The organism is Mucilaginibacter paludis DSM 18603 (assembly GCF_000166195.2).
Lineage (GTDB): Bacteria > Bacteroidota > Bacteroidia > Sphingobacteriales > Sphingobacteriaceae > Mucilaginibacter > Mucilaginibacter paludis.
Genome location: NZ_CM001403.1, coordinates 1,184,173 through 1,208,734, shown reverse-complemented (window position 1 = coordinate 1,208,734; position 24,562 = coordinate 1,184,173). Strand labels below are relative to the sequence as shown.

The following is a 24,562-nucleotide window of genomic DNA, read 5'->3' as shown; positions in this document are numbered from 1 at the left end:
ATGTTAAAAAAAAGCCTGTTTATCAGTTTTATACTTCTTCTGGCTATATCGGCTCAGTCGCAAAATAGGTTTAATATCATCCCGGCTCAGCCAGAGCCGGGTGATATGATAACCATTACCTATCAACCCGTTGCAGGCATAACAGAGCCTGAAGCAATTGCTTTTATTGCCTCGCATGGCGAAATAAGGGCGATTGATATGAATATGAAAAAAGTAAAAAACCAATATGTTGCTACACTCAAAACAGATACCGCCGATAATTTTGTTTATTGGGCAATTGCTGAAGCGGGTGTTTACGACACCAATCAAGGGAACGGTTACTGGACGGCCTTATATCATAAAGGCAAAGTTGTTAAGGGGAGTTACTTATCGGCTTCCCGGTATTACAACAGTGGGGCCTGGCAGATCGGTATAGAACGAAATACAGACAAAGCTCTTGAGTATATGGAGCGTGAGTTACAGCTGTATCCCGAAAGCAAAAAAGAATTGCTTATCTCTTACCTCACCTTGCAATTAGGGAGCCATCAGGAGCAAACCAACGCTTTGCTGCACGCGCAAATTGATCTCGCATTAAAACAGGGTTTAAATAGCAAACTCGATTTTGCCAACCTCGTGGCTTTGTACAGGCTTGCCAGGCAACCGGAGCAATCGGCTAAGATTAAACGTTTGATGAAAGAGAAATTTCCTGAAGTATTTGACGAGGACCTATACCAGGAGAAATTGGCTGCCGAAACCGATACCGTAAAAATGGATAGGTTGATAGATACCATCAACCAAAAATCGCCATTACAGCAACACTGGAAATTTGCGTATGGGTATATCGCTAAGAAAGATTGGAAAGGTTTTGAAAACGCTATGCGTAAGCTTCAAATAGAAAAAAGCATTAGCGTGGGCGTTTATAACCTGGCTACAAAAGCGATGCTCGCAGACAGCAGCAACCTGGATTATTGCCAGGAAATTGGTTTAAGAGCGTATATCCTGATCAAAGAAAACCTCCTAAAACCTGAAACCGATCTTCCGCATTATTTTAGCGGCAGGCAATGGGATAAATACAAGCATGAACTGTATGCCCAGTCTGCAAGCTTATACGCATCGGTACTATATCAAAAGAAAGAATATCAAAAAGGTATGGTTTATGCACAGGAGGCAATCACTTTGAGTAAAGATGCTATAGCGGAACAAAACCAAACCTATGCTCTTTTAGCCGCCAAATTATTGCCCTATATCCAGTACCGGGATACCTTGCTTGCTTTTATTAAAGCCGGTAAATCTACCCCGGTTATCCGGGGAATTTTAAAGGCAGGTTATAACCAAAATAATACCACGCCTGTTTCCTTTGATGCCTATATTGCCCGGGCTGATGAGCTGAGCAATGAGCTTAAAACTGCCGGTATCCATAAAATGATGCTTAACCAGCCGGCGCCGCTGTTTATGCTGAAGGATTTAGAGGGTAAAAGCGTATCGTTGGAATCGCTTAAAGGCAAGGTGATAGTACTCGATTTTTGGGCAACCTGGTGCGGCCCTTGCAAGGCTTCTTTCCCTGGTATGCAAAAAGCCCTTCAAAAGTATAAGGCGAATCCTGATGTGGTATTTCTATTTATAGATACCTGGGAGAAAGGTGATCAGAAAGAGAAAAAAGCCCGCGATTTTATCAGGCTAAATAACTACGATTTCCGGGTGTTGATGGATAACCAAAATAAAGTAGTAGATCAGTTTAAGATTTCGGGCATCCCGTCAAAATTTATCATAGATGCTAACGGCCACATCAGGTTCAGGCTAACTGGTTTTTCAGGCTCGGTTGATGAAGCCGTTGCCGAAATTTCAACCATGATTGAATTGGCAAGTAAAGGCTGAATATAGGGATCATCAATAAAATTTAAACATTGCCTGAAATAAAACAAACTGCTTGTTAGGCAAGCTTTTGGCTACAACTATTAACATGTGCTAAGTGTGAAAGACGATGCCTGCCCTTTCCGTAGCAATGCGTGCTAATCCCAAAAAAGCAAACCCGCTGCTATACTTTAGCCAGCGGGTTTATATAAGATAGGTTAGTTGTACCTTAAGAGTGATTTACCAGGCTTTCCAGATCGTGTTTGTCTGCGCGGAGTTTTTTCTTCGGATGTGGCTTTAGGTAATCTGAAGCATGTTCCTTCAGCTCCGCTGCGGCAGCGGCAATTTCTTGCCTGCGGCGTATAAACCAGTAAGTAAGGCCGCCCAAAGCGGCGGTGCTGATAGCCAGTGTAGCCACCAGTGCCGTGTTATGATTTTGCGTTACAAATGGATTTTTCATGGTTGATCTATTTTTATAAAGCAACGCCTCAAATTAACTATAGTTTTATTTTTTTTCAATCATCATCAGCCCCCGGCTTAATCCGGATATTGGTATAAAGCTTTGGCCCTGCTATTTCAAATGTTCGGTAAAAAAGTCAATTGTCCGTTTCCAGGCCAGCTCCGCGGTGGCTTTGTCGTACCGGGGCGTGGTATCGTTATGGAAGCCGTGGTTAACGTTTTCATAAATATAAGCCTGGTATTTTTTATCGTTGGCTTTTAAGGCTGCTTCGTAGGCCGGCCAGCCACCGGTGATCCGTGTGTCGAGCGATGCGTAGTGCAACAGGAGCGGAGCCTTAATCCGGGGCACATCTTCTGCCGCGGGCTGGCTGCCATAAAACGGCACCGCAGCCGCCAGATCGGGAATGCGAACGGCCATCATATTGGCAATACCACCACCATAACAGAAACCCACAACGCCAATCTTTCCGTTGCAGTCGGGATGATTTTTTAGGTAATTGTAGGCGTCTATAAAATCTTCCTGCATTTCCTTGGGGTCTCTTTTGCTTTGCATGGTACGCCCTTCGTCATCATTGCCGGGGTAGCCACCCAAAGGGGTGAGCGCGTCCGGAGCCAGGGTGATAAAGCCCGTCAATGCGGCCCGCCTGGCTACATCCTCAATATAAGGGTTCAGGCCGCGGTTCTCATGTACCACCACAATACCGCCTAATTTCTTTTTGTTGTCTTTGGGTTCCGAAAGCAAACCCTTAATGCTCCCGCCGCCTTTGGGCGAATCGTATTTAATATATTCCGATTTTAAATGCGGGTCGTCTGCCGTAATCTGTACATTACCCTGGTAATCGGGCATCAGGAAACTCATTAAAGAAGTAACGGTTAAACCGCCAACGGCATACAGGGATAATTTTTGCATAAAGGCGCGGCGGTCTAACCGGCTGTGCGCGTAATCGTCGTACAGGTCGAATACTTCCTGGCGGATATCTTCTTTTTTAATCTGGTTCATGTTTTATAGGTTTACTCAAATATAAGCATTTGGAGTACTTGGTCGGGGATATTTTTAAAGGCGGTGAGATGCGGGGGATTCGCTTAGTTAATACACTGCTTATAGCTATTACAAGTGGCCTGGCGTAATGAGGATGACGGGATGCGGTTGCGTAGGTTGATAACTCTCCGGTGTACTATGTATGTACTTAAATAATCTACAGGTATAGTCCTTAAAATCATATAAACTGAATATCTTAACTAACAATAAATAAGTTAGTTGGCACTCCCTGACACTACAACTTTATTTCTGAACGAACGATTAAGTTTGAATGGGAAAAATATGGATAAGATTTGCGGGGCCATTCAATGGTTTATACACGCAAACAATTGAAGCAAAATGGTTTGGATGTAATACAACAGGTGTTGCATTACAGAAAAATTTGTAGTTCATGCCATTCTTCAACTGAAAAGAAACAGCAACCGGCACATGCCTTACACCAACAAAGCCTTTCATAGCTTCTTCAAATGCAAGTTTTGCTGCCTCGTCAATTATGCAGGTATATATACTCCATGTACCTGCCGCTAATTCGTCTTCTTTGTTTGACATGATTTTTTATTTTGTATTCTCATTCTCACATGGTCAATAACGTCCTATACATTGTTAAATGCGAAACATAACAACTGCAAAAAAATTGCAGAGCTCATTAATCTTAAGAGCTCTGCAAAGAAATATAATACAAACTTTAATCAAAACAATCCACTACAATACAAGTTTCCAAAGAAAATTATCCGTTGTTGGTGTATCGGCCTGGCAGGCTCCTGCACCATTTGTCTGGCTTGCGCCTGCAATATTTAAATATTGTCCACTACTTTTTACCTGCAGTTTAATGTAATCTCCTTCCGCAATAACCTTCCAAAGAAAATTGTCCGTTGTTGGAGTATCTCCCTGGCATGCCTCTGCACCATTTGTCTGGCTTGCGTTCAAAATATTTAAATATTGCCCACTACTTGCTACTTTAATCAAATAATAGCCAACGGTGGATGAAGGAATAAGTTGCCACAAAAAATTATCCGTTGTTGGGGTATCGCCCTGGCATGCCTCTGCACCATTTGCCTGGCTTGCATTCAGAATATTTAAATATTGCCCACTACTTTTTACCTGTATTTTTAAATACTGGACCGGTTGGATAATATTGGTTGTTGGATTTCTTAGCCAGGCTTCCGCCGTAATCGCAATCATCGATGGAACATCAATAATTCCAATACTATTCCAGGTAAACATAGCATAGCCTGGATCGTTCCCATTGATTTGAGGTGGAACGGAAACACCGAATTGCGTCGCCAGCCAGGATATCGTTCCATACCCACAAAGACTAACACAATGATCTTCGTTATGGTCTTGATTGAAATTTGCTGCAAACCATCCATTTCTACCTGGCGTAACCACATTGTTAAGTTGATCGGCAGCAACACCAATTTTCACAGGTCCTTGAGCGATAGCATTTTGAAGAATGTTAGCGTTGGTCCAGTCTACAGATGAGCTCACCCCATCGTTATACTGAAAATAGTTTTCGATAAAACCATTGTGCACCATTTTTTCTAACACAGAACTAAGGTATGCGCCATTAAGAAAACCATTTGCACTAGCCCAGTTTATAGCAACCTGGTCTGAAATAAATATTTCAGGATTATAACAGGCCTTTGCAAAAGCCTCTTCAGCGGTAACACAGTCACCATATTGATCATTACCCCAAAAGGAGATGTTGGCTGGATTGTACAGAAAATTAGGTGGTGTACTTCCAATTATTTCATGTGGCTTTGCTGCCGCAAGTTTGTATCTCGGAGAGGGTATCGCCCCACGAAAAAATCGTTGATTTTCATTTACGTTTGCCATTTTGATTAGATTTTAAAATGTGAATACTCTCCTACTCTTATGGCTTTTCGGATTCCGCCCCTGCAATTATTCCTTTGCAGAAAGGTTCGTTTATTCAAGTGGTTTCTGCTCCACCTTTTGTCAAAAGCTTTTGCCACAACAAAATTGATCTAATCAAATACCTGAAACAAGCGCATAAATCATCGCTTTTAAAAACAGGCATTTCTATCTGTTTTTGACATAGGCATAGGTATTTGTAGCTGGTTTTGGCAAAGCGATACTTGCATAAGTAAAAAACCTGGAGGATGTTCAATGAATGCAGCCTCAGACTGCCAAAGGAGAGACCCCAGTGGTCCGTTGGAACACTGGGGCCGTTAAGTGTTCCCTTATTCTTCAGTAAGTTATCAAGCATTCCAAAAGAATCAAAATCAATCTATGACCATACATTCCGATAGCCCAAGAAAAATAGAATTCGTTGACGATGATCTTTTGCGGTAAATCCGAATTAACAAGAATGTTAAACATTATGACCCAATCCAGCCACATTGATGGGGCACGTAGCCGAAAGGATGAGCCTGTACTGAAGGCAAAAGATAGCAGCCCAGATGAAAAAATGGCTAAAATTCTTTTGGGTTGGCATTATTGAGACCGAAAAGGATGTGATAGATACAGTCTCTGAAATTATTGCATTAAGAGATAAGATTGAAAAGGACACTATTGTATCATTAGGTAAAAGATTGCCTAATGCAAAAGCATTACTCACTTATTTATACAGCAAAATAATCCGCGAATAGTGCTATAATTACCCTAAACCATGCATTGCTATTCAACTGGTGCGTAGGTTTCTTTGCATCAATGTACTTGTAAAAGTTATGAAGTACGGCAAACACATTACTATCAATAAAAACATGCGAATAGTTACACTCGAAGAACATATCTCTTTTCCGGAAATGGCCGATCAAATACCCAAAGCGGCGCTCGGTAGTTTTGGCCGGTCGGAAGCGATGCAACGTATAGCGCCAAAACTGGCCGATATTACCGGGGAGCGTTTAAAATCAATGGATGCCAACGGCATCAGCATGCAGGTACTTTCGGTAGATAGCTCGGGTGTTAACTTGTTAAGCCCGCAGCAAGGCCCTGCTTTCGCTACGCAATATAATGACCTGATTGCGAATCGTATTGCGGGCTTCGAGAAACGGTTTACAGCTTTTGCCCATTTACCCATGACCGCCCCGTTTGCCGCCGCCGACGAATTGGAACGTGCAGTTAAAGAACACCATTTTTGCGGCGCCATGATCCGGGGCCTAACCGGGGACCAGTTTTTAGATCATCCCCAATTTGCGCCGATATTTGAGCGGGCCCAAAAACTCGACGTTCCAATTTATCTGCACCCCGGCCTGCCGCCCAAAGGGGTAGCCGATATTTACTATAGCGGATTGCCCAATTACTCTGGCATGGCAGAGGCGCTGGCCTGCTACGGTTGGGGATGGCACTCAGAAACGGCTTTACATGTTTTGCGGCTACTTTTTTCGGGCATTTTTGATCAATATCCCAAACTGAAATTGGTGATAGGCCACATGGGAGAGATGCTGCCCATGATGATGGCACGGTCGGAGAAAGCCTTTAAACCCGGCAACGGAGGAGCTAATGTGCGTACGCTTACCGACACCTTTCGCAGCCAGGTGTATTTAACTACCAGCGGCTTTTTTACCCAGCCACCTTTAAAAATTGCATTGGATACCTTTGGAATTGATCATGTGATGTTTTCTGTTGATTATCCCTTTAGTACAAACGAAATGGGAATTGAATTTTTAAATGAGATTGATCTTCCTGATGAAGAAGTAGCCAGGATTGCCCATGGTAATGCCGACAAACTTTTGAATCTGAAAGCATAAACGCGTTTTTTTGGAAGGTGAAAATATTGTGGGATAATTGATTGCCAGCAGTTAAGACCAACTAAGCTTTTTATATCTCAACCAATAGATGAGGTGTTTAATCGTATGTATCCTGGTTTTGGAGTACCCATGGCCTTAAAGCTCCATGGTGAAATATTGTGCTCTTAAATTAATATTGAGGTAATACCAACTTCTTTTCTTTGCGCTTTACTTACTCAATAGAATATAGTAGGCGTAAATGTTAGATGTTACCTCAATAGCGGATGCTGAACTGGTTGTTCTTTTAAAAGAGGGACACCGGGCAGCTTTTTCTGAAATTTATGCCCGGTACCAGGGCTTACTATACATTTATGCCTGCAAAATTGTAAAAGACGAGGACGAAGCTGAAGATATTGTACAAGACATCTTTATTTATTTGTGGAGCAAGCATAGCCAAATTCAGTTCAATTCGTCGTTATCCGCTTACCTGTACAGTGCTGTGCGCTACAAATTTTTTGATTTGCTTGACCGGAAAAAAGTAAGGGTTGACTATGCCGAATCATTAGGGAAGTTTTTAGATACCGGTGTGGCTATTACCGACGAATACATCCGCGAAAAGGAATTAGCCAACCTGATTGAAAAGGAGATAGCCCGGTTACCAGCTAAGATGCGGGAGGTATTTGAATTGAGCCGGAAAGCTCACCTCTCGCATAGGGAAATTGCGCAAAAGCTTAACTTATCAGAAAAAACTGTAAAAAACCAGGTTAATAACTCACTTAAAGAGTTACGATTTAAGCTTGGCCTGTTCTCGATATTGCTTTTTTTATTTAAATAAAAAAAAGTAGCACCCATCTGGGCCCTGCCCCTAATTTAGCCTACATGTATTAAACCGGCTCACAAGCGGTAGCATGATGGATAAAAAAATAGCCGAAGAATTAATAAAAAAGTACAATGAGGGCACCTGTACAAAAGCGGAGGAAGCCCTTGTTGAAAGTTGGTTCCTGCAATACCTGGAAGAAAATCCATCGTATCCCTCACGGGAGAAGATAGATGAGGTAAACCAGCGGATGGAAAAAGCTATCAGCGATACGTTTGCACCCGCAAAACCTGGTTATTACAGGGTATTGTACAGATGGAGTGCGGCTGCGGCCGTCCTGGTAATACTATCCATTGGTGGGTATTTTATGGTTTTACATCGGCCAGCAGCTCAGTCAATCGTTAAAAAAGAAATTCATGATGCCGGTCCCGGCGATAACAAAGCTATATTAACTTTAAATAATGGGCAGCAAATTGCATTAACAACCGCCCAAAATGGTGTGCTAAGTCACCAGGGCGCCGTCCAGATCAACAAAACCAGCAAAGGCGAGGTGGTTTATCAAAAAAACGGCCCGGCACATGTTGCTTCAGCTATCAATTACAATACTTTGTTAACGCCTCGCGGCGGACAGTGGAAGCTTACCCTGTCTGACGGTACACAGGTTTGGTTAAATGCCAGTTCAAGTATCCGGTACCCCACGGTTTTTCCGGAGGGCGAACGTAAGGTGGAAATTACCGGCGAAGCCTATTTCGAAGTGGCTAAAAATAAATCTAAGCCATTCCGCATTTTGAGTAACGGGCAAACGGTTGAAGTTTTAGGCACACATTTTAACATCAATGCTTACGCCGACGAGCAGGAAATTAAAACCACCTTACTGGAGGGTAGTGTTAAAATTATCAAAGGGCAAAACGAATTGATTATTAAACCAGGGCAACAGGCCCGCACCAAGGCAGGCGGAACAGAAATAACAATTAACGATCAGGTTAAGGCCATGGATGAAGTAGCCTGGAAGGACGGGTATTTCCGGTTTAATAATGCCGATCTGCCAACCATTATGCGCCAGTTTGCAAGATGGTATGATGTGAAAGTGATTTATAACGGCAAAATTGGCGAGCATCAGTTTAACGGCAAAATTACCCGGCAGGCTAACCTGTCCAGGGTGCTCAAAATACTGAGTCTGGGCGGCGTGAATTTCAAAATAGAAGGAAAGCAACTCATTGTATTGCCCTGAACTGCATTAACCTATTGCTATTTAAGGAGAAAGGAGGACATGAACGTTATTACACAACTTTAACAAGAGCTGGCCATAGAAAAGAACCGGAAGTGCTGGAAACACCCCCGGTAAATATCTGGGCCACAAGCTAAAAAAAAATCCGACCAAGAATTATTAATTAACAACCCAAACATTACAAAAGTATGGTTTTAAACTTATGTGGTAAAATGCCGCATGCAAAGAATGTTACGCCGAAAATTATCGTGGTAATGAAACTAACATTAATGATTATAATTGCCGCTTCTCTCCATCTGTCGGCGGCCGTATTCTCCCAAAGTATCAATCTCGCTGAAAAAAATGTGCCGATGGAAAAGGTGCTCGGCAGTATACAGGAACAAAGCGGGTACGAATTTTTTTACGATAACAAACAAATTAAACAGGCCGCCAGGGTATCAATCACGGTAAAAGGTGCCACCGTAAAGCAGGTATTGGATCAACTTTTTAAAGGCCAGCCATTTACCTATACCATTGACGACAGAACGATCATCCTTCGCAAAAAAGAAGAAATTCAGCAGCCGGAAATTGCTGCGCCAGTTGTTATTGCCATTACAGGTACCATTGTTGATGAGCTCGGCAATCCCCTTCCGGGTGTTACCATTAAAGAAAAAGCCACCAATCATGTAGCGGTAGCCGATAATAAAGGCCTCTTTACCATCAATGTTACCAATGATAAGGCAACGCTTGTTTTTTCATTTATAGGTTATACTACTCAGGAAATTAAAATTGGCGGTCAGCAGTCGTTAAAAGTGACGCTATTGCCCAGCGTAAACAGCTTAAATGATGTAGTTGTGGTAGGTTACGGCGTGCAGAAAAAAGTTAACCTTACCGGAGCCGTAAGCCAGGTTGACGGTAAGATATTTGCAGACAAACCGGTGGCCAATATAGCGCAATCATTACAAGGGGTTGTGCCTAACCTCAACATCACCTTTAGCGACGGGCATCCGGGCAGCGGCGGAACCTATAACATCCGCGGAACAGCTTCAATAAACGGTGGTACGCCTTTAATTTTAGTTGATGGTGTTCCGGGTAACATCAACATGATCAACCCGAGCGATGTGGAATCCATCTCCGTACTTAAAGATGCCGCATCATCAGCCATATATGGCGCGCGCGGCGCATTCGGCGTTATTTTGGTTACTACCAAGCAAGGCAAAGCCGGAAAGCTGACCGTGAACTATAACATGAATTACGGCATTCAAAAGCAAACCACCAGAACCGATTTTATTACAGACGGCTTTACCATGGATTCGCTTGTTGATGTTTCTTTCTCACGCCACAATGGTAGCTCATACACCAAATATACCGATGCAGATTACGCGGAGTTAAAAAAGCGGCAAACCGATAAATCGTTACCATCAGTTGTGGTTCAAAACCGTAACGGTGTGGATCAGTATGTTTATTACGGCAGTACCGACTGGTATCACTGGCTGTACCAAAATTCGCAGCCTTCCGTATCACAAAATCTTTCCCTATCCGGAGGATCCGACAAGGTTACCTTCCTGATATCAGGCAGGGCGTTTGAACAAAAGGGGATGTATCAGCCATATTTAAATACCGATATTTTTCACTCCTATAATTTCAGGGCTAAGGTTAACGCGCGGGTAAATAACTGGTTGAGCATGTACACCAATACCCAGTTTTCGGCAAATGATTATACCTGGCCGGGTTACGGTATCAATACTAATTTTTTCAATTTCGCGGTTCACGCTATGGCGTCTTATGTTCCGCAGAATCCTGATGGTACTTTTACCTATAAAACCAATTTAAACAGTTATGATATAGGTAACGGTATTTTTGCCGATCTGCAACATGGCAAAACACACGGCGGAAACCGCAATTACGATATCACCAATACAGTCGGCTTCAATATTGATGTCTCCAAAAATCTCGTGTTCACAGGGAATTACACTTTCGAATTAATTCCGTATTCTGATTATCAACGCAAAACGTTGATACCCTACTCCATTTTTCCGGGCAAAGTATCCTATTTAGGTACCGACCAGTTAACCCAGAACACGCATCTGGATAACCAGCATACCGTTAATTTTTATGGCACCTATTCGCAAAACATCAGTAAGCACCATATGAAATTAATGGCCGGTGTTAACCAGGAAATTAAAACCTATACTTCTAACAGCGGTTCGGTGCAAAACCTTTTATCCGAAGATTTGAACCAGCTTGATTTAGGTACTGGATTAGAGCAAAACGGTGGTAACAGCAGCCAATGGGCATTGCTCGGTTTTTTTGGTCGCGCCAATTATGATTACGATAACAAATACCTGGTTGAATTTAATGGCCGCTACGATGGCACATCTCGTTTCCGGCCTGACAGCCGGTTTGGGTTTTTCCCTTCGGTATCCGCAGGATGGCGTGTGAGCCAGGAGCCGTTTTTTAAACCGTTAAAGAGCGTAGTATCTGAATTAAAGCTGCGTGGCTCATACGGAACTTTGGGCAACCAGGACGTAGGCTCGGGTGCCAGCAATTTATACCCTTATATTCCGGTAGTCAATACCGGCCTTTCCGGTTGGATCAGTAACGGAAGTCAAACCCAGACACTCAAATCGCCTACGCCGGTATCGCCCAATTTTACCTGGGAAAAATCGGCTACCATTGACTGGGGTGCCGATGTGAACTTTTTTGATAACAGGTTGCAGGTATCCTATGATATTTATAAAAGAAAGACTACGGATATGCTGGTGAACGGACAAACCTTGCCCGCTGTATTTGGCGCAGGCTCACCCAAGCAAAATGCCGGTAATTTAGAAACCGATGGTTTTGATCTGTCGGTGCAATGGAATAGCAGGTTGATGCTGGCCGGTAAAGATTTTAGGTACAATATAGGAGTTGTACTATCAGACTTTACCACCAAAATAACCAAGTTTGATAACCCCACCAACCAGTTAAGTAACTATTATGTAGGCCAAAACGTTGGCGAAATATGGGGCTATGCCATTGGAGGATATTTTAAGACGGACGCCGAAGCGCAAAGCTATCCCGTTAATCAAACGGCGGTAAACACGCAGATATTGGGATCGCCGGGCGAATGGAAATCGTTACATGCCGGAGATATTAAATACTTAGACCTGAATGGTGACGGTGTGATCAATAACGGCCAAAATACATTAGCTAACCATGGCGATATGCGGGTTATTGGTAACCGGCTGCCAAGGTACTCTTACGGCATCACCGGCGGCTTCAGCTGGAATAACATCGATATGTCGTTCGCGTTTCAAGGTATAGGCAAGCAAAACTGGTTTCCGGGGTCGGATGCAGGAATGTTCTGGGGGCCTTATTCCCGTCCGTACTTTTCCTTTATCCCGAAAGATATGCCGTCACAAATGTGGTCGCCAAGCAATCCGGATGCTTACTTCCCGCTATTGCGCGGATATGAGGCCTACAGCGGCGGCGGCGAGTTGCATACCACTAACGATAAGTATTTGCAGGACTTAGCCTACATTCGGCTTAAAAACCTCACCGTAGGCTATACCTTGCCCAAGCAATTGGTTGAGCGTGTTAAACTCCAAAAGGTGCGCGTTTACTTTAGCGGCCAAAATTTATTAACATTCACCAAGCTGAAAAATAAATACATTGACCCTGAACAAGTGGCTTCCGGCTCAGCAGATGATACCAACGGGAATGATTACCCATTCTTTAAAAACTACGCTTTTGGCATCGATATCACCTTTTAATTACCGATAAAAACACAATGAAAAATATTTTTATAATAGCGATATTAAGTTTGATTTTGTTTGAAAGTTGTACCAAGGTGTTGGACCGGCAGCCGCTTTCGCAAATCTCGCCCGAAAATGCTTTCAACTCCGAAAGTGAGCTGCAACTTTATGTAAACTCGTTTTACGACAGCATGCTGCCGCTGGCTGATAAAGATGATAACGCCTTTACCAGTTTGTATAATGAAAGTGCAGACAATATCGTAAGGGACAGCTATTCTGACCTGCTGACCGGCAACCGTACAATCCCCATTTCAGGGGGAGGGTGGAGCTGGGGTAACTTGCGCAACATCAATTATTTTTTACAGAATTACAAAATTGGAGGCCTCACTAATAACATCACCAATAAATATGTTGGCGTAGCTAAGTTTTTCAGGGCTTACTTTTATTTTAATATGGTGGCCCGCTTTGGCGATGTGCCCTGGTATTCCAAACCTTTGGAATCAAACGACGTAGCCATGCTGACTACCCCCCGTACACCGCGCACTGTGGTGATGGATTCTGTTATGAATGATATTGATTTTGCAATTGCAAATTTAGGAACGGCTAAAGATGTTTCGCAGATTACAAAATCAACGGCACTTGCGCTCAAATCGCGTATCTGTTTATTTGAGGGTACCTTCAGAAAGTACCATACTGAGTTTGGCTTACCAAACGCTACAGATTTTTTGCAGAAATCGGCGGATGCCTCGTTGTTGTTAATGCAATCGGGCCTGTATAAGATTTATAAAACTACGCCCAATATAGCGTACCGCGATCTTTTTGCATCTTACAACCCCGTTACCGACGAGGTGATTTTGGCCCGGCAGTATAACGTGTCGCTGTCTATCTATCACAGTGTTAATTATTATACCATGGTATCATCCTACGGAAGGCCGGGGATGGAAAAAAGTTTGGTGAACAGTTACCTGATGAAGGATGGTAGCCGCTTTACCGATCAGCCAGGTTATGCAACCATGGCTTTTTATGCCGAGATGCAAAACCGGGATCCGCGGCTATATCAAACAGTGCGGGCACCGGGCTATCAGCGGATAGGCGGCACAACTAACCTTACACCTACCTATACCGCGGCCACAACCGGCTACCAGATGATTAAGTTTGTAACCGCAGCCACCGAAGATGGGATCAGTAAATCGTACAATGCCTTGCCTATCTTCAGGTATGCGGAGGTTTTGCTCAACTATGCTGAGGCTAAAGCCGAAACCGGTACCCTGAGCCAGGCCGACGTGGATGCGTCCATCAAACTACTCCGTGACCGGGTGGGGATGCCCAATCTGAACCTGGCCGATGCCATTAACCGCCCCGATCCATACCTTGCCAAACAATACATCAATGTAAGCGGCGCCAACCAGGGTGCCATTTTAGAAGTGAGGAGGGAGCGCAGGTTAGAGTTAGTGATGGAAGGCTTCAGGTGGAACGATTTGATGCGCTGGAAAGAAGGCCATTTACTCGCGGTACCGTTTAAGGGCCAGTATTTTCCGGGAGCGGGTAGCTTCGACCTGGATGGCGATGGCAAAAATGACCTGATCATTTACACCGGCACCAAACCCAGCGGATCGGGCGTCCAATTTTTGAAACTGGGGAATGACGTGATTTTAGATAACGGGTCGAGCGGTAACATCGCCGTGAACGGCAATATCCCCAAAACGTTCAACGAAAATCGCGATTACCTTTTCCCGATACCCGTGCAGGAATTGCAGCTTAATCCAAATTTGAAACAAAATCCGGGCTGGCAATAATATTTTTAGCAGGTTAAGCATGCCTACAGCGTGCTTAACCTGCTTTTGCCTTTTACATCAAGGTATTATAGCAAGCGTGATTTTAGCAACAATTACCCGCATTTAAAAGAATGATTTATGTTGAATAATAAAATACCCCGCAAATCTTTTTTAACCTCTCTATCCCTGGTAACAGGGGCAACATTACTGCCATCCTTACTGCGTGGAGGAATCCGTATGCCCGATAATCAGGAGTTGATTAAATGCGGTCCTTATCTGCAGTCGCCCCGTCAAAATCAGGTAACCATCAGGTGGATAACCAACAAGCCTGTTTACAGCTGGATAAAATTTGGCGAAAGCCCAACGCAATTGGATCAGATACAACATCAATCGACCGACGGATTGGCTAATGCAAACACAACAATACAGGCCATCACGATAGACGGACTAAAGCCTGGCAAAATATACTATTACCAGATCCTGTCGAAAGAAATAATTGATTTTAAACCTTATAAGGTGACTTACGGCAACACCTACACCAGCGAAATTTTAACATTCAAAACCTTAAAGGCTGCCGGGGATGATGCTGAGATCTGGATTTTGAACGATATTCACGACAGACCAGAATCGTTTCAACAAATATTACAATTTCACCACCCCGATGCCGACTTTATCTTTTTAAACGGCGATATGTTTAACTGGCAAAAAGACGAACAACAATTAGTTGATCATTTGATTAGTCCCCTGGTTAAGGCGGCCGGTGCAAACATCCCTTTTATTTTATCTCGTGGCAATCACGAAACACGGGGCGCTTTCGCCCGCGATCTACATGCTTATTTTAACGGTGTGGATGAAAAATACTATTATTCTTTTACGCACGGCCCCATGTATATCATCGTGCTCGACTCGGGCGAGGACAAAGCGGACGATCACCCGGAATATGCTGGCCTGGTTGATTTTGACAGCTACAGGGAACAGCAAAAGCAATGGCTTGAAAAAGAACTCCAGAAAAAGGAATTTAAAGATGCAAAGTATAAAATAGTATTCAGCCATATTCCCTTGTTTTACGCCGGTACCGGCCACGGCGTTCAGCACTGCCGCCAGCTATGGGCGCCCCTGTTAAACGATGCAAAGATCAGCGTGCTGATTAGCGGCCATACCCACGTTTATGGCTTACACCCGCCGAAAGCCGGGGAGCACAATTATCCGGTGATTATAGGCGGAGGCCCGTTGGATCACATCCGTACTTTAATCAAATTAAAATACGACAAAACAGGGTTAAGAGCCACCACCTTTAACGATAGCGGCACCCAGCTTGATTCGTTATTGATAGGTGCTTAATAGTTTATGGTTAACAAACCGTCACAACAATAAAGCCTGCGGTTTTGTTACCGCAGGCTTATTATTTTTTGTTTTGTAAAAAAAATACAGGTGTTATACCGCCTCGGTTATAAAGTAGTTACCGTTATTTTCAACAATATAGCGCTCTCCATCAACAAAATAAATCAGGTCGAAAATAGTAACAGCGCCATAGGGCACATCAATATCTGGCGTAGACCAATCCGTCAGTCCATCTTGCCGTGGTATTGAAACAAGGCCAACCGGAATTTCTGTTAAAGGGCTCGATCCGTTACTTACCCGGTAGCGTATCATTACTTGGTCTACCGTTGCTGATGTAGTAACCTTCACGCTAAAATTAGCTAAACCGGAAGTTTCATGGTTTGTTACCGATGGTTCGATAGCCTTTATATCCTCTGTTTCTAAACGGAAATGAAAGTTTTTCCCGAAATCGCTGTCATAGAAATATTCGCCGTGGTTATCCTTCATGCTGATCCAGGTTATAATCTCTTCCGCGTTTTCCGGTATCTCAAAATTACCGGTTAGCATAGCACCCTGGCCGTTGCGTTGTGGTACTGCATCCGGAACGATGCCGGTATCAGAGCTTAGTTTAACGGTTTGTTGGCCGGTAGGCTTAAAAAGTACATAAGCAGTAAATTCGAAATCGGGGCTACCGTGTACAAAGCCTTCTTTACTGGTAGCCAGCCGCAGCGGATCGTAATTGATGGTGCACTGTTGCCCTTTTTTTAGCTTTCCGCGAACTATTTCGTGAAAGTCTAACGTGAATATTAAATGACTCATGATGCTTTTTATATTTAAAATGTCGCGTTAATTACAAGGCTCGATGCGTTATCAAATACCTTGATGAAAGTGATCTGTATGCTGGCGTTCCAATAATAGCTGTTTACCGGAGCTGAAGCCAGTTGCCCGGGTGTACTTAGCTGCGGAAGTACCTTGTTTTGAATATTGACTGCCGATGGTTTGCCCGTTTGCAGTAAAGCTATAAAATAATAAGGTTCAGCTGGTTGATAATTATCGGTGATCCTGGTGAGCGTTACCGACCTTGTATTGTTGGCTGTATGATGCGCTATCTCAACATAGCGGAACTGCCCGTTCTTTTCCGCATTGGTTGTAGTGCCGTCATCCAGATACAAATGGTAGCTGTCGTCTTTCCCGGGATAAATATTGATGGTTAACGGGTTCACGGGAAGCTGCCCAACATATTGCTCCAGTTCGCGGGTAGGGATGATAGCGCCCTCGCGGATGTAGATCGGTACCAAGGTAAGGTCGGCATAATAGTTGATGGTGGTGCCGCCCGGAACAGGTGCTGATAGCGGGTATTGGTTATTCATGAAAGCATACCAGTTGCATCCTGCCGGCAGGTAAACTTGCCGGTAGGGCGGCGTAGGATTAGGCAGGGATTCGTGCTGGGTAAGGATGGGGGCAACCAGCATATCCTTGCCCACAAAAAACTGATCATTTAAATGATTGTATACATTTGGGTCGTGCCCGTCATTAATAAACAGCGCCCTTGCAATAGGGGTGCCGTTTAATGTCCATTCGTACATGGCATCGTAAAATAACTGGATCAGTCTGTACCTCAGTTGGATGTACTTGCGGCAGTTAGTGGGCACGGGCTCCCCGTAGGCGTATATCTCCTGGAATTGCTTATTGTACCCGTTATAATGGTTGCGGAACCAGGGTAAAAATGCGCCCAGTTGTATCCATCGGGTAAACAGCTCGTAATTGGTAATACCGCCATATACCTTGCCATAGCTCACATAAAAGCCTGAGGTGGTGCCATTGGGGTCGTTTGAAACGGCAAAGCCCCCGATATCGCAACCGCTGATGGGTATCCCCGATAAACCGATATTGAGCACCTCGGGTATATTGATTTGTAAAAAGTCCCAGCTTGAGGCCGAGTCTCCCGTCCATAATGCTGCGTAACGCTGCATGCCTGCATAGCCGCCCCGGGCTATAATGAATGGCCTTTTTTCTGGGCTGAGCCTTTGAAGCCCGCTATAGGTGGCGTTTACCAGGTTAAGCGCATATTCGTTGTGTATGGTGGCATGGGGCACATAGGTAATTCCGTTGCTCTGCATCAGATCAAGCGGAAAGGTGCTGGCAGGTGGATTAGCTATCGCCGGGTCAGTCATGTCCTGCCATATCATATCCATGCCAACTTCATTAATCAGGTGTATGTACTGGTCGCCCCATTTTTTTCTCACATCTTCCCTGCTAAAATCGGCATAGTTGCCGGTGGCTTGTAAAGGTATTTGCCCCTGGTTATTGGGTTGGAGCGGTGGCGCAGGGTAAGGATTATTACCCAGGTTCATGCCGTACGAAACAGTACCCGCGTATAGATTGGGGCTTTCTCCCTGGCCTGCCCTGGTATTATAGATCAAGCCGTTGGAGCCGTTGACGTCCATCATGTTTTTACGCTGCTGGTAAACGGAGGCCTCACCGTTTTCGTCCAGGGGATTCGCCGTCATTAGCGGGGTGATATTGGTACTGCATTTAAAGCCGATGGAATGCAGATAGTCCATAAAATTACTTACGTTCGGGAATTTCATTTTACTGCTGGTGAAAGTGCGGTAATTGTCCTGGAAATCCACGTCGATATGAAGGCCGTCTATCGGGATGTTAGCCGCCCGGTAAGAGTTAGCTACTACAGCCAATATCGAGCTGTTGAAATAGCCGTAGCCGCCCTGGTGATAACCAAATACATACTTCGGCGGCATGGCCGATCTGCCTGTGAGTGTAGTGTATTGTTTTAGTACACCCGTTACCTGGTCGCCATACATAAAATAGTAGTCCATATCGCCGTAAAGCGCTCCAAAGTAATATTTACCTGTCATGTCCGAATAGTCGTTGGAACCCACATTGAAATAAGACTGCGACGTATTGTCGAAGAAGATGCCATAAGCATAGGGGCTGCCCGCGTAAGCACCCTGCGGAGCTGGATTGATCTCCAGCAATAAAGGTACCGAGCAATACAATGGCTCCGACGGATTGAGGGGGCCACCGCTGTTACCGGCGGGAATAATACCCGAAGAATAGCTGTAGTTATCAAAGTTAAAAAACGTCATGGTATAGTTGTTCTTCAACAATGTACTACCTGCCTTTTCGCCGAAACCGCAATATTTGGCATTTTGCGGAGTGGCTTTAAAATTAGCTATCACCCGCTGGCCGGGTATATACACCAGGTTTTGGCCTGAAGTATCCTGGTTGATGAGCTGCCCGTTTTTGAATACCTGGATAAGGTAGGGATTCAGAGCCACACAGATTTGTATCGTGCCGGTGTCTATCACCAGCATGTTGGCAGTTGATTTGGATGTATTAACCGTGACCGGCGCTATAGACCTGTTGATAACAGCCGGAGAGGTTTCTATAGTATAATTGAAATTAGCCGAAGGATTAAACCTTACCCTGAAAGTACTTGGAGATAATACCGATATCTGCAAACTCAAGGTAGCATCTCGCTGTAGCTGTAAAGTAAATACATTGCCGGTTTGCGTATATTTACTGATATTTCCAATGGTGGTCCACCCGCTGGTATTGGGGGTGAACGCGTTAACGTTGACGAATCCGTAACTCATGCTGGTTATTTTTTAGAGGTTGATATTGTACTTGCCGAAGTTTTAAAGTGTGCCTTGCGCTGTAGCAACCACTCGAAATCGCCTATACGCGGAGGGCCAAACTTTGCTGTTTTTATGCCGCCGATAAGGGTATCGCCGATGGCTATACTGGCCGACGAGTGGCAATTGACACAACCTTCGGTGCCGAAGATCATTTTATTTGTATTGGCAGGATCATTATGCGGACTGCCCTCAATCTGGAAATAGGCCGGTTCGTTGGCGATGTACTTATTGTAGTTGGATGTACTGTCGATATTAGTGCCGCCCTGAAAATAGGTTTCCATCACCATATTGGTTAAAAACACCGGCGTAGGTTTACCTCCTGATTTATTGGCTACAGCATCGGGCAATTTATAAACCGAAGCATTGAGCGGATAAGCGGGCGAAGTTGGGTCGGTGGGCCATTGTGTGCCTATCAGCTCATAATACTGCCAGAAAGATTTTTTTTGTTTCAGCAGGGCTTGAACCTGTTTATTCAGGTTTTGTGTGGCCAACGGGATTGGGAAGATACGTTGGATCTGGTTCTTTTTTGGTGTACTGCTGGGGTATAGGTTAACCGGGCAGGTAGCGCAGTCGGGGTCGTAAAAAGAGGGTTTCAGATAATGGCCATCAATTTTTTGGAGCGCATCAGTTGCTACGTTATCTACCTGTTCAAATGTAGCCCAGATCCATTGTGGTGATGATACAGTTTTTGTTCCGATATGCATTCCTACAAGCCCCACGGTTACTTCCCTGCCGTCGGGGTTTTTAGGATCAGGAATGATCACTTTTTTGGCGAAATACCTTTCGAAAATATCTTTACCGGGTACCAGTATTTTCCAGGCGAATTTTAGTTCGATGGAGCCAGGTTGATCTACCGTGCCCGAAGGGAAGGCTACCTTGCTACCATGCTTGTAAAAGGCTATTTGCCCGTCAAAATTATAAAGTACGCTATCCGTAATGTATTTAACCGTTGGTTTATTAAGCCTGATCTCGTAACGCACCACGTTTCCGCTCTGATCCCAGATAGGGGAGGTGAATGCCTGGTCTACATCATCGGGCTGAATGAAAGGCTTCCTACCTTTGCCGCCCCTTTTCCAGCGCTCATCCTTAAATTCAGCAAATTTGCTGGTACGGTACAAAACTTCCTCGCCTTCTTTTACTTTCATGCCTTTAAGCTCATCGGGCAAGTCGGCTTTACTTCCCCATACATGCGGTTTATCGCCGTTCACCCTGAAAACTTCATAACTCTCTTTCCAGCCTTCCCATATCCGTTTGCCGGCATCTGTAATGTCGGCCTTAGGCTCGCCCTTGTCATTCACCGGCCAGTTTAAAGAAATGAACATTTGCCATGATAGTACCTCGAACAGCCGCTGTGCCTCCGCAAATTTTTGCTCGTGCAGCAGTTTGCGTTCCAGCGAGGTATCCACATCATAAGGAGTAACGGGTGTTAATTTCTCGGGGAAGTTGAGATAAGCATCCTGCCCGTCGGTATGCGTAAGCGTACTACAGGCGATAACAATCAGCAGGAGGCTGCCGATGATAAGCAGTGGTTTGATTTTTTTGAAGTTTTTCATAATTGTGATTAAGTTTATAGGTATTATTTAGGTATTAATATTAAATTTTTGGGCATAGCAGATCCATGGCGCCGTCTGTCATTTTTTTAATCATGCGAAAACGAAGCAAGTGCAGGTTGTCAATGGAAAATAAACCCAGTAGTGTTGACTTCCAGCAATATATTACCTTATGTGTATTGATAATTAGGTCTTTGTAGATTTATTCAATTGGTAGCGGCCTCTCCCCATACTGCTAACGATGCAGCATGCCTGGAGCAATGTTATAATTGGGGGAGCAATTACTTTATTGATTACCAACACTTAAAGGTGATAAATTAATATGTTAAAAGCAATTTTTTTGTAAATAATATTTAACCTGAAAATATTGGCGAATTAACGGCCTTAGCCGGGTTTTAGGCAGAATAATGTTATCATACTACTGAAGGATAAACGGGGATGAGGCGAAATAGATGGAATAGTCGGCTTACCAGCAATAGGTGTTATGCCGATAGAAAGTGTGCTGGCGTATGGTAAAAGAAGAGCAGCTAAGCGAGCAGGGTATTCTTAAGATCAAAGGTATCAGCAATAAAAACAAACCCTGATGAATGCAATATAGTTTACCTGATACAGGCAAGTGCTTATACCGCTGTTTTTACAGTCTAACTATCCTGTATCTTCATTTTTTTTTCGCCGGATCATTTTATAAATGTAATTTTAACAGTTATAAACCAATTGTGTATTGTGGCCGTAATAAACGCTATCAATTTTCGATACCTGAACATCCGGGCATGGTACAGATCACCCAAAAGGAAATTCAGCGTATTGCTTATCAGCGGAAACGGATATGCAATTTTAAACCATCGATATGAAGAAAACTTTCTTTTTGCTGCTACTGAACCTCGCATTTTTAATCCCGGTTTCTGCCTTCAGAAACGAGCCTGATTCTGTTTACCTGTTCGCTTACGGAACCAACGGCCTGCGTTTTGCCTGGAGCTTGGATAAAATCAGTTGGACGCCCGTAGGCGATGGCTATACTTATTTAAAGTGCGATTACAGTACCTGGGGCAGCGAAAAGAAAATGATTGCGCCCTGCCTGATACAAGGTCGCAAAGGGGGATGGCAATGCGTATGGCAATTGAACGACCGGGCTTTGCAATTTGCCCAAGCCGGTTCGGCCGACCTGGTACATTGGGGGCCGCAAGCTTACCCTTATGTTAAAAGCGGTAAAAATGTGCTGCGTCCTGTTATCAGCTATAACCGGGCTGCCGATAATTATACTATTGTTTATACCGATGCCAACGGCCAATATTTTAAAACCGTAACCACAGATTTTAAAACTTATACCCCGGCGGTAATTGTTCCCTTTTCTGCTTACCGCAATGTTAACGTAACGGCCAATATCAATGGCCCGGTAACCGGGCAAATGCATCGTGTTGCCTGGACGGTGGTTGACGGCTTGACCAAAACCTACGAGTTACAGCAATACCAAACCAGGCAAAACGCGGAGATCACCAAAGATGATGCCCAACGATTTGCCGGCCTGAAAACCATCGATGCCAAATTGACGCTGCTGCCCGAAAAAACCAAGGCGATCAGCACAATGCTGACGGGCGTTTTTTTTGAAGACATCAACTACGCTGCTGATGGCGGCCTTTATGCCGAGCTAATTCAGAATCGCGATTTTGAATATTTGCCGCGCGATAAGCAGTTCAGAGATACCAAATGGAACAGCAGTTACGCCTGGAGTTTAAAGGGCGATGGTGCAACTTTTTTTATCGATTCGGTAGCGCCGGTGCATTACAATAACCCGCATTATGCTGTACTTGACGTGAAAACGCCCGGAGCTGCTTTGGTTAATACGGGATATGATGCCATTGCTGTGAAAAAGGGAGAGACGTACCATTTTTCGGCTTTCCTGAAACAGCTAAACGGTTTAAAAGGCCAGGTGGCAATCCAATTGGTAAGCGATAAGGCGGGTGTATTGGCCAGGGCCGATGTTAACATGGCGGCTTCATCATGGGGACAGGTTAAAGCCGAACTTGTTCCAACGGAAACGGCCAGCGATGTCAGGTTGGAATTACAGCCACTCCATGCCGGGCGTATGGCGGCAGACATGGTATCCTTGTTCCCCGCAGCCACTTTTAAGAACCGGCCCAACGGATTGCGCGCCGACCTGGCCCAGGCCATAGCCGATATACATCCACGTTTTGTGCGTTTCCCCGGCGGTTGCCTTTCGCATGGTGATGGCTTGCAGAATATTTACAGGTGGAAAACATCGATAGGCCCGCTGGAAGCGCGGGTGCCCGACCGTAACCTGTGGAACTACCACCAAACCAAGGGACTGGGTTATTTTGAGTACTTCCAGTTTTGCGAGGATATCGGCGCCGAGCCTGTCCCGGTGATTGCTGCAGGTGTTCCCTGCCAAAACTCGGCAAACGGCGGCCAGCAAGGCGGGATACCCATGAGCGAGATGCCGCAATACACCCAGGATATTATTGACCTGGTTGAATATGCCAACGGCGATATAAATACTACCTGGGGTAAAAAACGTGCCGAGGCAGGCCATCCGGCTCCTTTTAACCTGAAATATATCGGCATTGGCAATGAAGACCAGATTACCCAGGTTTTTAAAGAAAGGTTCACCTACATTTATAAAGCGCTGCATCAAGCGCATCCCGAAATCACTATCATCGGCACTGCCGGACCCTTTTTTGAAGGTGCGGATTACATAGAGGGCTGGAAGATAGCCACCGCGTTAAAAGTGCCATTGATAGATGAACACTATTATCAAACTCCGGGCTGGTTTATCAATAACCAAAACTTTTACGACCGTTACGACCGCAAAAAATCAAAAGTTTACCTTGGCGAATACGCCGCGAGCCTGCCCGGCGGAAATAAAAGCTATTGGGAAACCTCGCTGGCCGAAGCGCTGTACTTAACCTCGATAGAGCGCAATGGCGATGTGGTGAGCATGGCCTCTTACGCACCCTTGATGGCCCGTGATGGCCATACCCAATGGGATCCCGACCTGATCTACTTTAACAACACCGATGTAAAACCCACCACAGGTTATTACGTACAGCAACTATACGGACAAAACGCTGGCGACCATTATATCCCAGCCAGTTTAACGCTCACCAATCAAAACGATGCTGTCAAAAAGCGGATAGCGTACTCCATTGTAAAGGATAGCAAAACCAATAACCTCGTTGTTAAACTCGTTAACTTTTTACCGGTAAGCGTAAAATTGGCCATTAACCTAAACGGAATTAAAAGAACAGGCGGTACTATCACCAAAACCATACTCTCCGGTAATCCGGCAGATAAAACGGTGCTTCCTGTTGTTAGCCAAATAGTATTCCCGGATGATGATGCGATTGAGTTGCCGCCTTATTCTTTTATTGTTTTAAGAGTGGGGGTGATGTGAGGTTGATGGTGGGGGTTGGGGTGCGGTAAGTGATTGATTTGCTAAGTAATAGATTGCTGGGATAGTCTGTT

The 24,562-nt window shown here is 44.5% G+C and carries 16 protein-coding genes; 9 read left to right on the top strand and 7 right to left on the bottom strand.

Annotation, left to right across the window (positions count from 1 at the left end; all coding sequences use genetic code 11):
- Positions 1 to 1,854, top strand: a complete 1,854-nt coding sequence (locus MUCPA_RS35715) for a TlpA family protein disulfide reductase (RefSeq protein ID WP_008504874.1) — start codon at positions 1 to 3, stop codon at positions 1,852 to 1,854.
- A gap of 205 nt (positions 1,855 to 2,059) precedes the next feature.
- Here the strand turns inward: MUCPA_RS35715 and MUCPA_RS05155 are convergent, their stop codons facing one another.
- From MUCPA_RS05155 to MUCPA_RS05140, 4 genes are all read right to left on the bottom strand, one after another.
- The gene (locus MUCPA_RS05155) at positions 2,060 to 2,290 is read right to left on the bottom strand and encodes a hypothetical protein (RefSeq protein WP_040625728.1); all 231 of its coding nucleotides are present in this window, start codon (positions 2,288 to 2,290) and stop codon (positions 2,060 to 2,062) included.
- Between the two features lie 111 nt (positions 2,291 to 2,401).
- Positions 2,402 to 3,289, bottom strand: a complete 888-nt coding sequence (locus MUCPA_RS05150; protein WP_008504870.1) for a dienelactone hydrolase family protein — start codon at positions 3,287 to 3,289, stop codon at positions 2,402 to 2,404.
- Between the two features lie 300 nt (positions 3,290 to 3,589).
- On the bottom strand, positions 3,590 to 3,877 hold the full coding sequence (locus MUCPA_RS05145; RefSeq protein ID WP_008504869.1) for a hypothetical protein: 288 nt from the start codon (positions 3,875 to 3,877) through the stop codon (positions 3,590 to 3,592).
- A gap of 153 nt (positions 3,878 to 4,030) precedes the next feature.
- Positions 4,031 to 5,164 (bottom strand): RICIN domain-containing protein, encoded by a 1,134-nt coding sequence (locus MUCPA_RS05140; protein ID WP_008504867.1) that lies wholly within the window; start codon positions 5,162 to 5,164, stop codon positions 4,031 to 4,033.
- 584 nt (positions 5,165 to 5,748) lie between these two features.
- Between MUCPA_RS05140 and MUCPA_RS05130 the strand changes: the two genes are divergently transcribed.
- The 7 genes from MUCPA_RS05130 (at position 5,749) to MUCPA_RS05100 (ending at position 15,894) form a co-directional block, all read left to right on the top strand.
- Positions 5,749 to 5,937: a hypothetical protein gene (locus tag MUCPA_RS05130; protein ID WP_040625726.1), complete on the top strand. Its 189-nt coding sequence runs from the start codon at positions 5,749 to 5,751 to the stop codon at positions 5,935 to 5,937.
- Between the two features lie 114 nt (positions 5,938 to 6,051).
- Positions 6,052 to 7,038, top strand: a complete 987-nt coding sequence (locus MUCPA_RS05125) for an amidohydrolase family protein (protein WP_040627068.1) — start codon at positions 6,052 to 6,054, stop codon at positions 7,036 to 7,038.
- A gap of 238 nt (positions 7,039 to 7,276) precedes the next feature.
- Positions 7,277 to 7,852 carry an RNA polymerase sigma-70 factor gene (locus tag MUCPA_RS05120; protein ID WP_008504864.1) on the top strand — a complete coding sequence of 192 codons (576 nt, stop codon included), beginning with the start codon at positions 7,277 to 7,279 and terminating at the stop codon, positions 7,850 to 7,852.
- 73 nt (positions 7,853 to 7,925) lie between these two features.
- Positions 7,926 to 9,065, top strand: a complete 1,140-nt coding sequence (locus tag MUCPA_RS05115) for a FecR family protein (protein WP_050982029.1) — start codon at positions 7,926 to 7,928, stop codon at positions 9,063 to 9,065.
- Positions 9,066 to 9,316: 251 nt separating this feature from the next.
- Positions 9,317 to 12,796 (top strand): TonB-dependent receptor, encoded by a 3,480-nt coding sequence (locus MUCPA_RS05110; protein WP_040627067.1) that lies wholly within the window; start codon positions 9,317 to 9,319, stop codon positions 12,794 to 12,796.
- Positions 12,797 to 12,813: 17 nt separating this feature from the next.
- On the top strand, positions 12,814 to 14,574 hold the full coding sequence (locus MUCPA_RS05105) for a RagB/SusD family nutrient uptake outer membrane protein (protein ID WP_008504861.1): 1,761 nt from the start codon (positions 12,814 to 12,816) through the stop codon (positions 14,572 to 14,574).
- Positions 14,575 to 14,691: 117 nt separating this feature from the next.
- Positions 14,692 to 15,894, top strand: a complete 1,203-nt coding sequence (locus MUCPA_RS05100) for an FN3 domain-containing metallophosphoesterase family protein (protein ID WP_008504860.1) — start codon at positions 14,692 to 14,694, stop codon at positions 15,892 to 15,894.
- Positions 15,895 to 15,987: 93 nt separating this feature from the next.
- Here the strand turns inward: MUCPA_RS05100 and MUCPA_RS05095 are convergent, their stop codons facing one another.
- The 3 genes from MUCPA_RS05095 to MUCPA_RS05085 are packed head-to-tail and all read right to left on the bottom strand — an operon-like array spanning position 15,988 to position 21,085.
- On the bottom strand, positions 15,988 to 16,692 hold the full coding sequence (locus MUCPA_RS05095; RefSeq protein WP_008504859.1) for a DUF6209 family protein: 705 nt from the start codon (positions 16,690 to 16,692) through the stop codon (positions 15,988 to 15,990).
- Between the two features lie 14 nt (positions 16,693 to 16,706).
- Positions 16,707 to 19,490, bottom strand: coding sequence for a TIM-barrel domain-containing protein (locus MUCPA_RS05090; protein ID WP_008504858.1), 2,784 nt, complete (start codon positions 19,488 to 19,490; stop codon positions 16,707 to 16,709).
- 5 nt (positions 19,491 to 19,495) lie between these two features.
- The gene (locus MUCPA_RS05085; protein ID WP_008504857.1) at positions 19,496 to 21,085 is read right to left on the bottom strand and encodes a hypothetical protein; all 1,590 of its coding nucleotides are present in this window, start codon (positions 21,083 to 21,085) and stop codon (positions 19,496 to 19,498) included.
- 844 nt (positions 21,086 to 21,929) lie between these two features.
- On the opposite strand from MUCPA_RS05085, the gene MUCPA_RS05075 reads away from it, so the two are divergent.
- Positions 21,930 to 24,491 (top strand): alpha-L-arabinofuranosidase C-terminal domain-containing protein, encoded by a 2,562-nt coding sequence (locus MUCPA_RS05075; RefSeq protein ID WP_008504856.1) that lies wholly within the window; start codon positions 21,930 to 21,932, stop codon positions 24,489 to 24,491.
- The last annotated feature ends 71 nt before the right edge of the window (positions 24,492 to 24,562 follow it).

Coding starts and splice junctions, on each gene's coding strand:
- MUCPA_RS35715 (WP_008504874.1), top strand. CDS start 1: ATGTTAAAAAAAAGCCTGTTTATCAGTTTTATACTTCTTCTGGCTATA.
- MUCPA_RS05155 (WP_040625728.1), bottom strand. CDS start 2,290: ATGAAAAATCCATTTGTAACGCAAAATCATAACACGGCACTGGTGGCT.
- MUCPA_RS05150 (WP_008504870.1), bottom strand. CDS start 3,289: ATGAACCAGATTAAAAAAGAAGATATCCGCCAGGAAGTATTCGACCTG.
- MUCPA_RS05145 (WP_008504869.1), bottom strand. CDS start 3,877: ATGTCAAACAAAGAAGACGAATTAGCGGCAGGTACATGGAGTATATAT.
- MUCPA_RS05140 (WP_008504867.1), bottom strand. CDS start 5,164: ATGGCAAACGTAAATGAAAATCAACGATTTTTTCGTGGGGCGATACCC.
- MUCPA_RS05130 (WP_040625726.1), top strand. CDS start 5,749: ATGAAAAAATGGCTAAAATTCTTTTGGGTTGGCATTATTGAGACCGAA.
- MUCPA_RS05125 (WP_040627068.1), top strand. CDS start 6,052: ATGCGAATAGTTACACTCGAAGAACATATCTCTTTTCCGGAAATGGCC.
- MUCPA_RS05120 (WP_008504864.1), top strand. CDS start 7,277: ATGTTAGATGTTACCTCAATAGCGGATGCTGAACTGGTTGTTCTTTTA.
- MUCPA_RS05115 (WP_050982029.1), top strand. CDS start 7,926: ATGATGGATAAAAAAATAGCCGAAGAATTAATAAAAAAGTACAATGAG.
- MUCPA_RS05110 (WP_040627067.1), top strand. CDS start 9,317: ATGAAACTAACATTAATGATTATAATTGCCGCTTCTCTCCATCTGTCG.
- MUCPA_RS05105 (WP_008504861.1), top strand. CDS start 12,814: ATGAAAAATATTTTTATAATAGCGATATTAAGTTTGATTTTGTTTGAA.
- MUCPA_RS05100 (WP_008504860.1), top strand. CDS start 14,692: ATGTTGAATAATAAAATACCCCGCAAATCTTTTTTAACCTCTCTATCC.
- MUCPA_RS05095 (WP_008504859.1), bottom strand. CDS start 16,692: ATGAGTCATTTAATATTCACGTTAGACTTTCACGAAATAGTTCGCGGA.
- MUCPA_RS05090 (WP_008504858.1), bottom strand. CDS start 19,490: ATGAGTTACGGATTCGTCAACGTTAACGCGTTCACCCCCAATACCAGC.
- MUCPA_RS05085 (WP_008504857.1), bottom strand. CDS start 21,085: ATGAAAAACTTCAAAAAAATCAAACCACTGCTTATCATCGGCAGCCTC.
- MUCPA_RS05075 (WP_008504856.1), top strand. CDS start 21,930: ATGAAGAAAACTTTCTTTTTGCTGCTACTGAACCTCGCATTTTTAATC.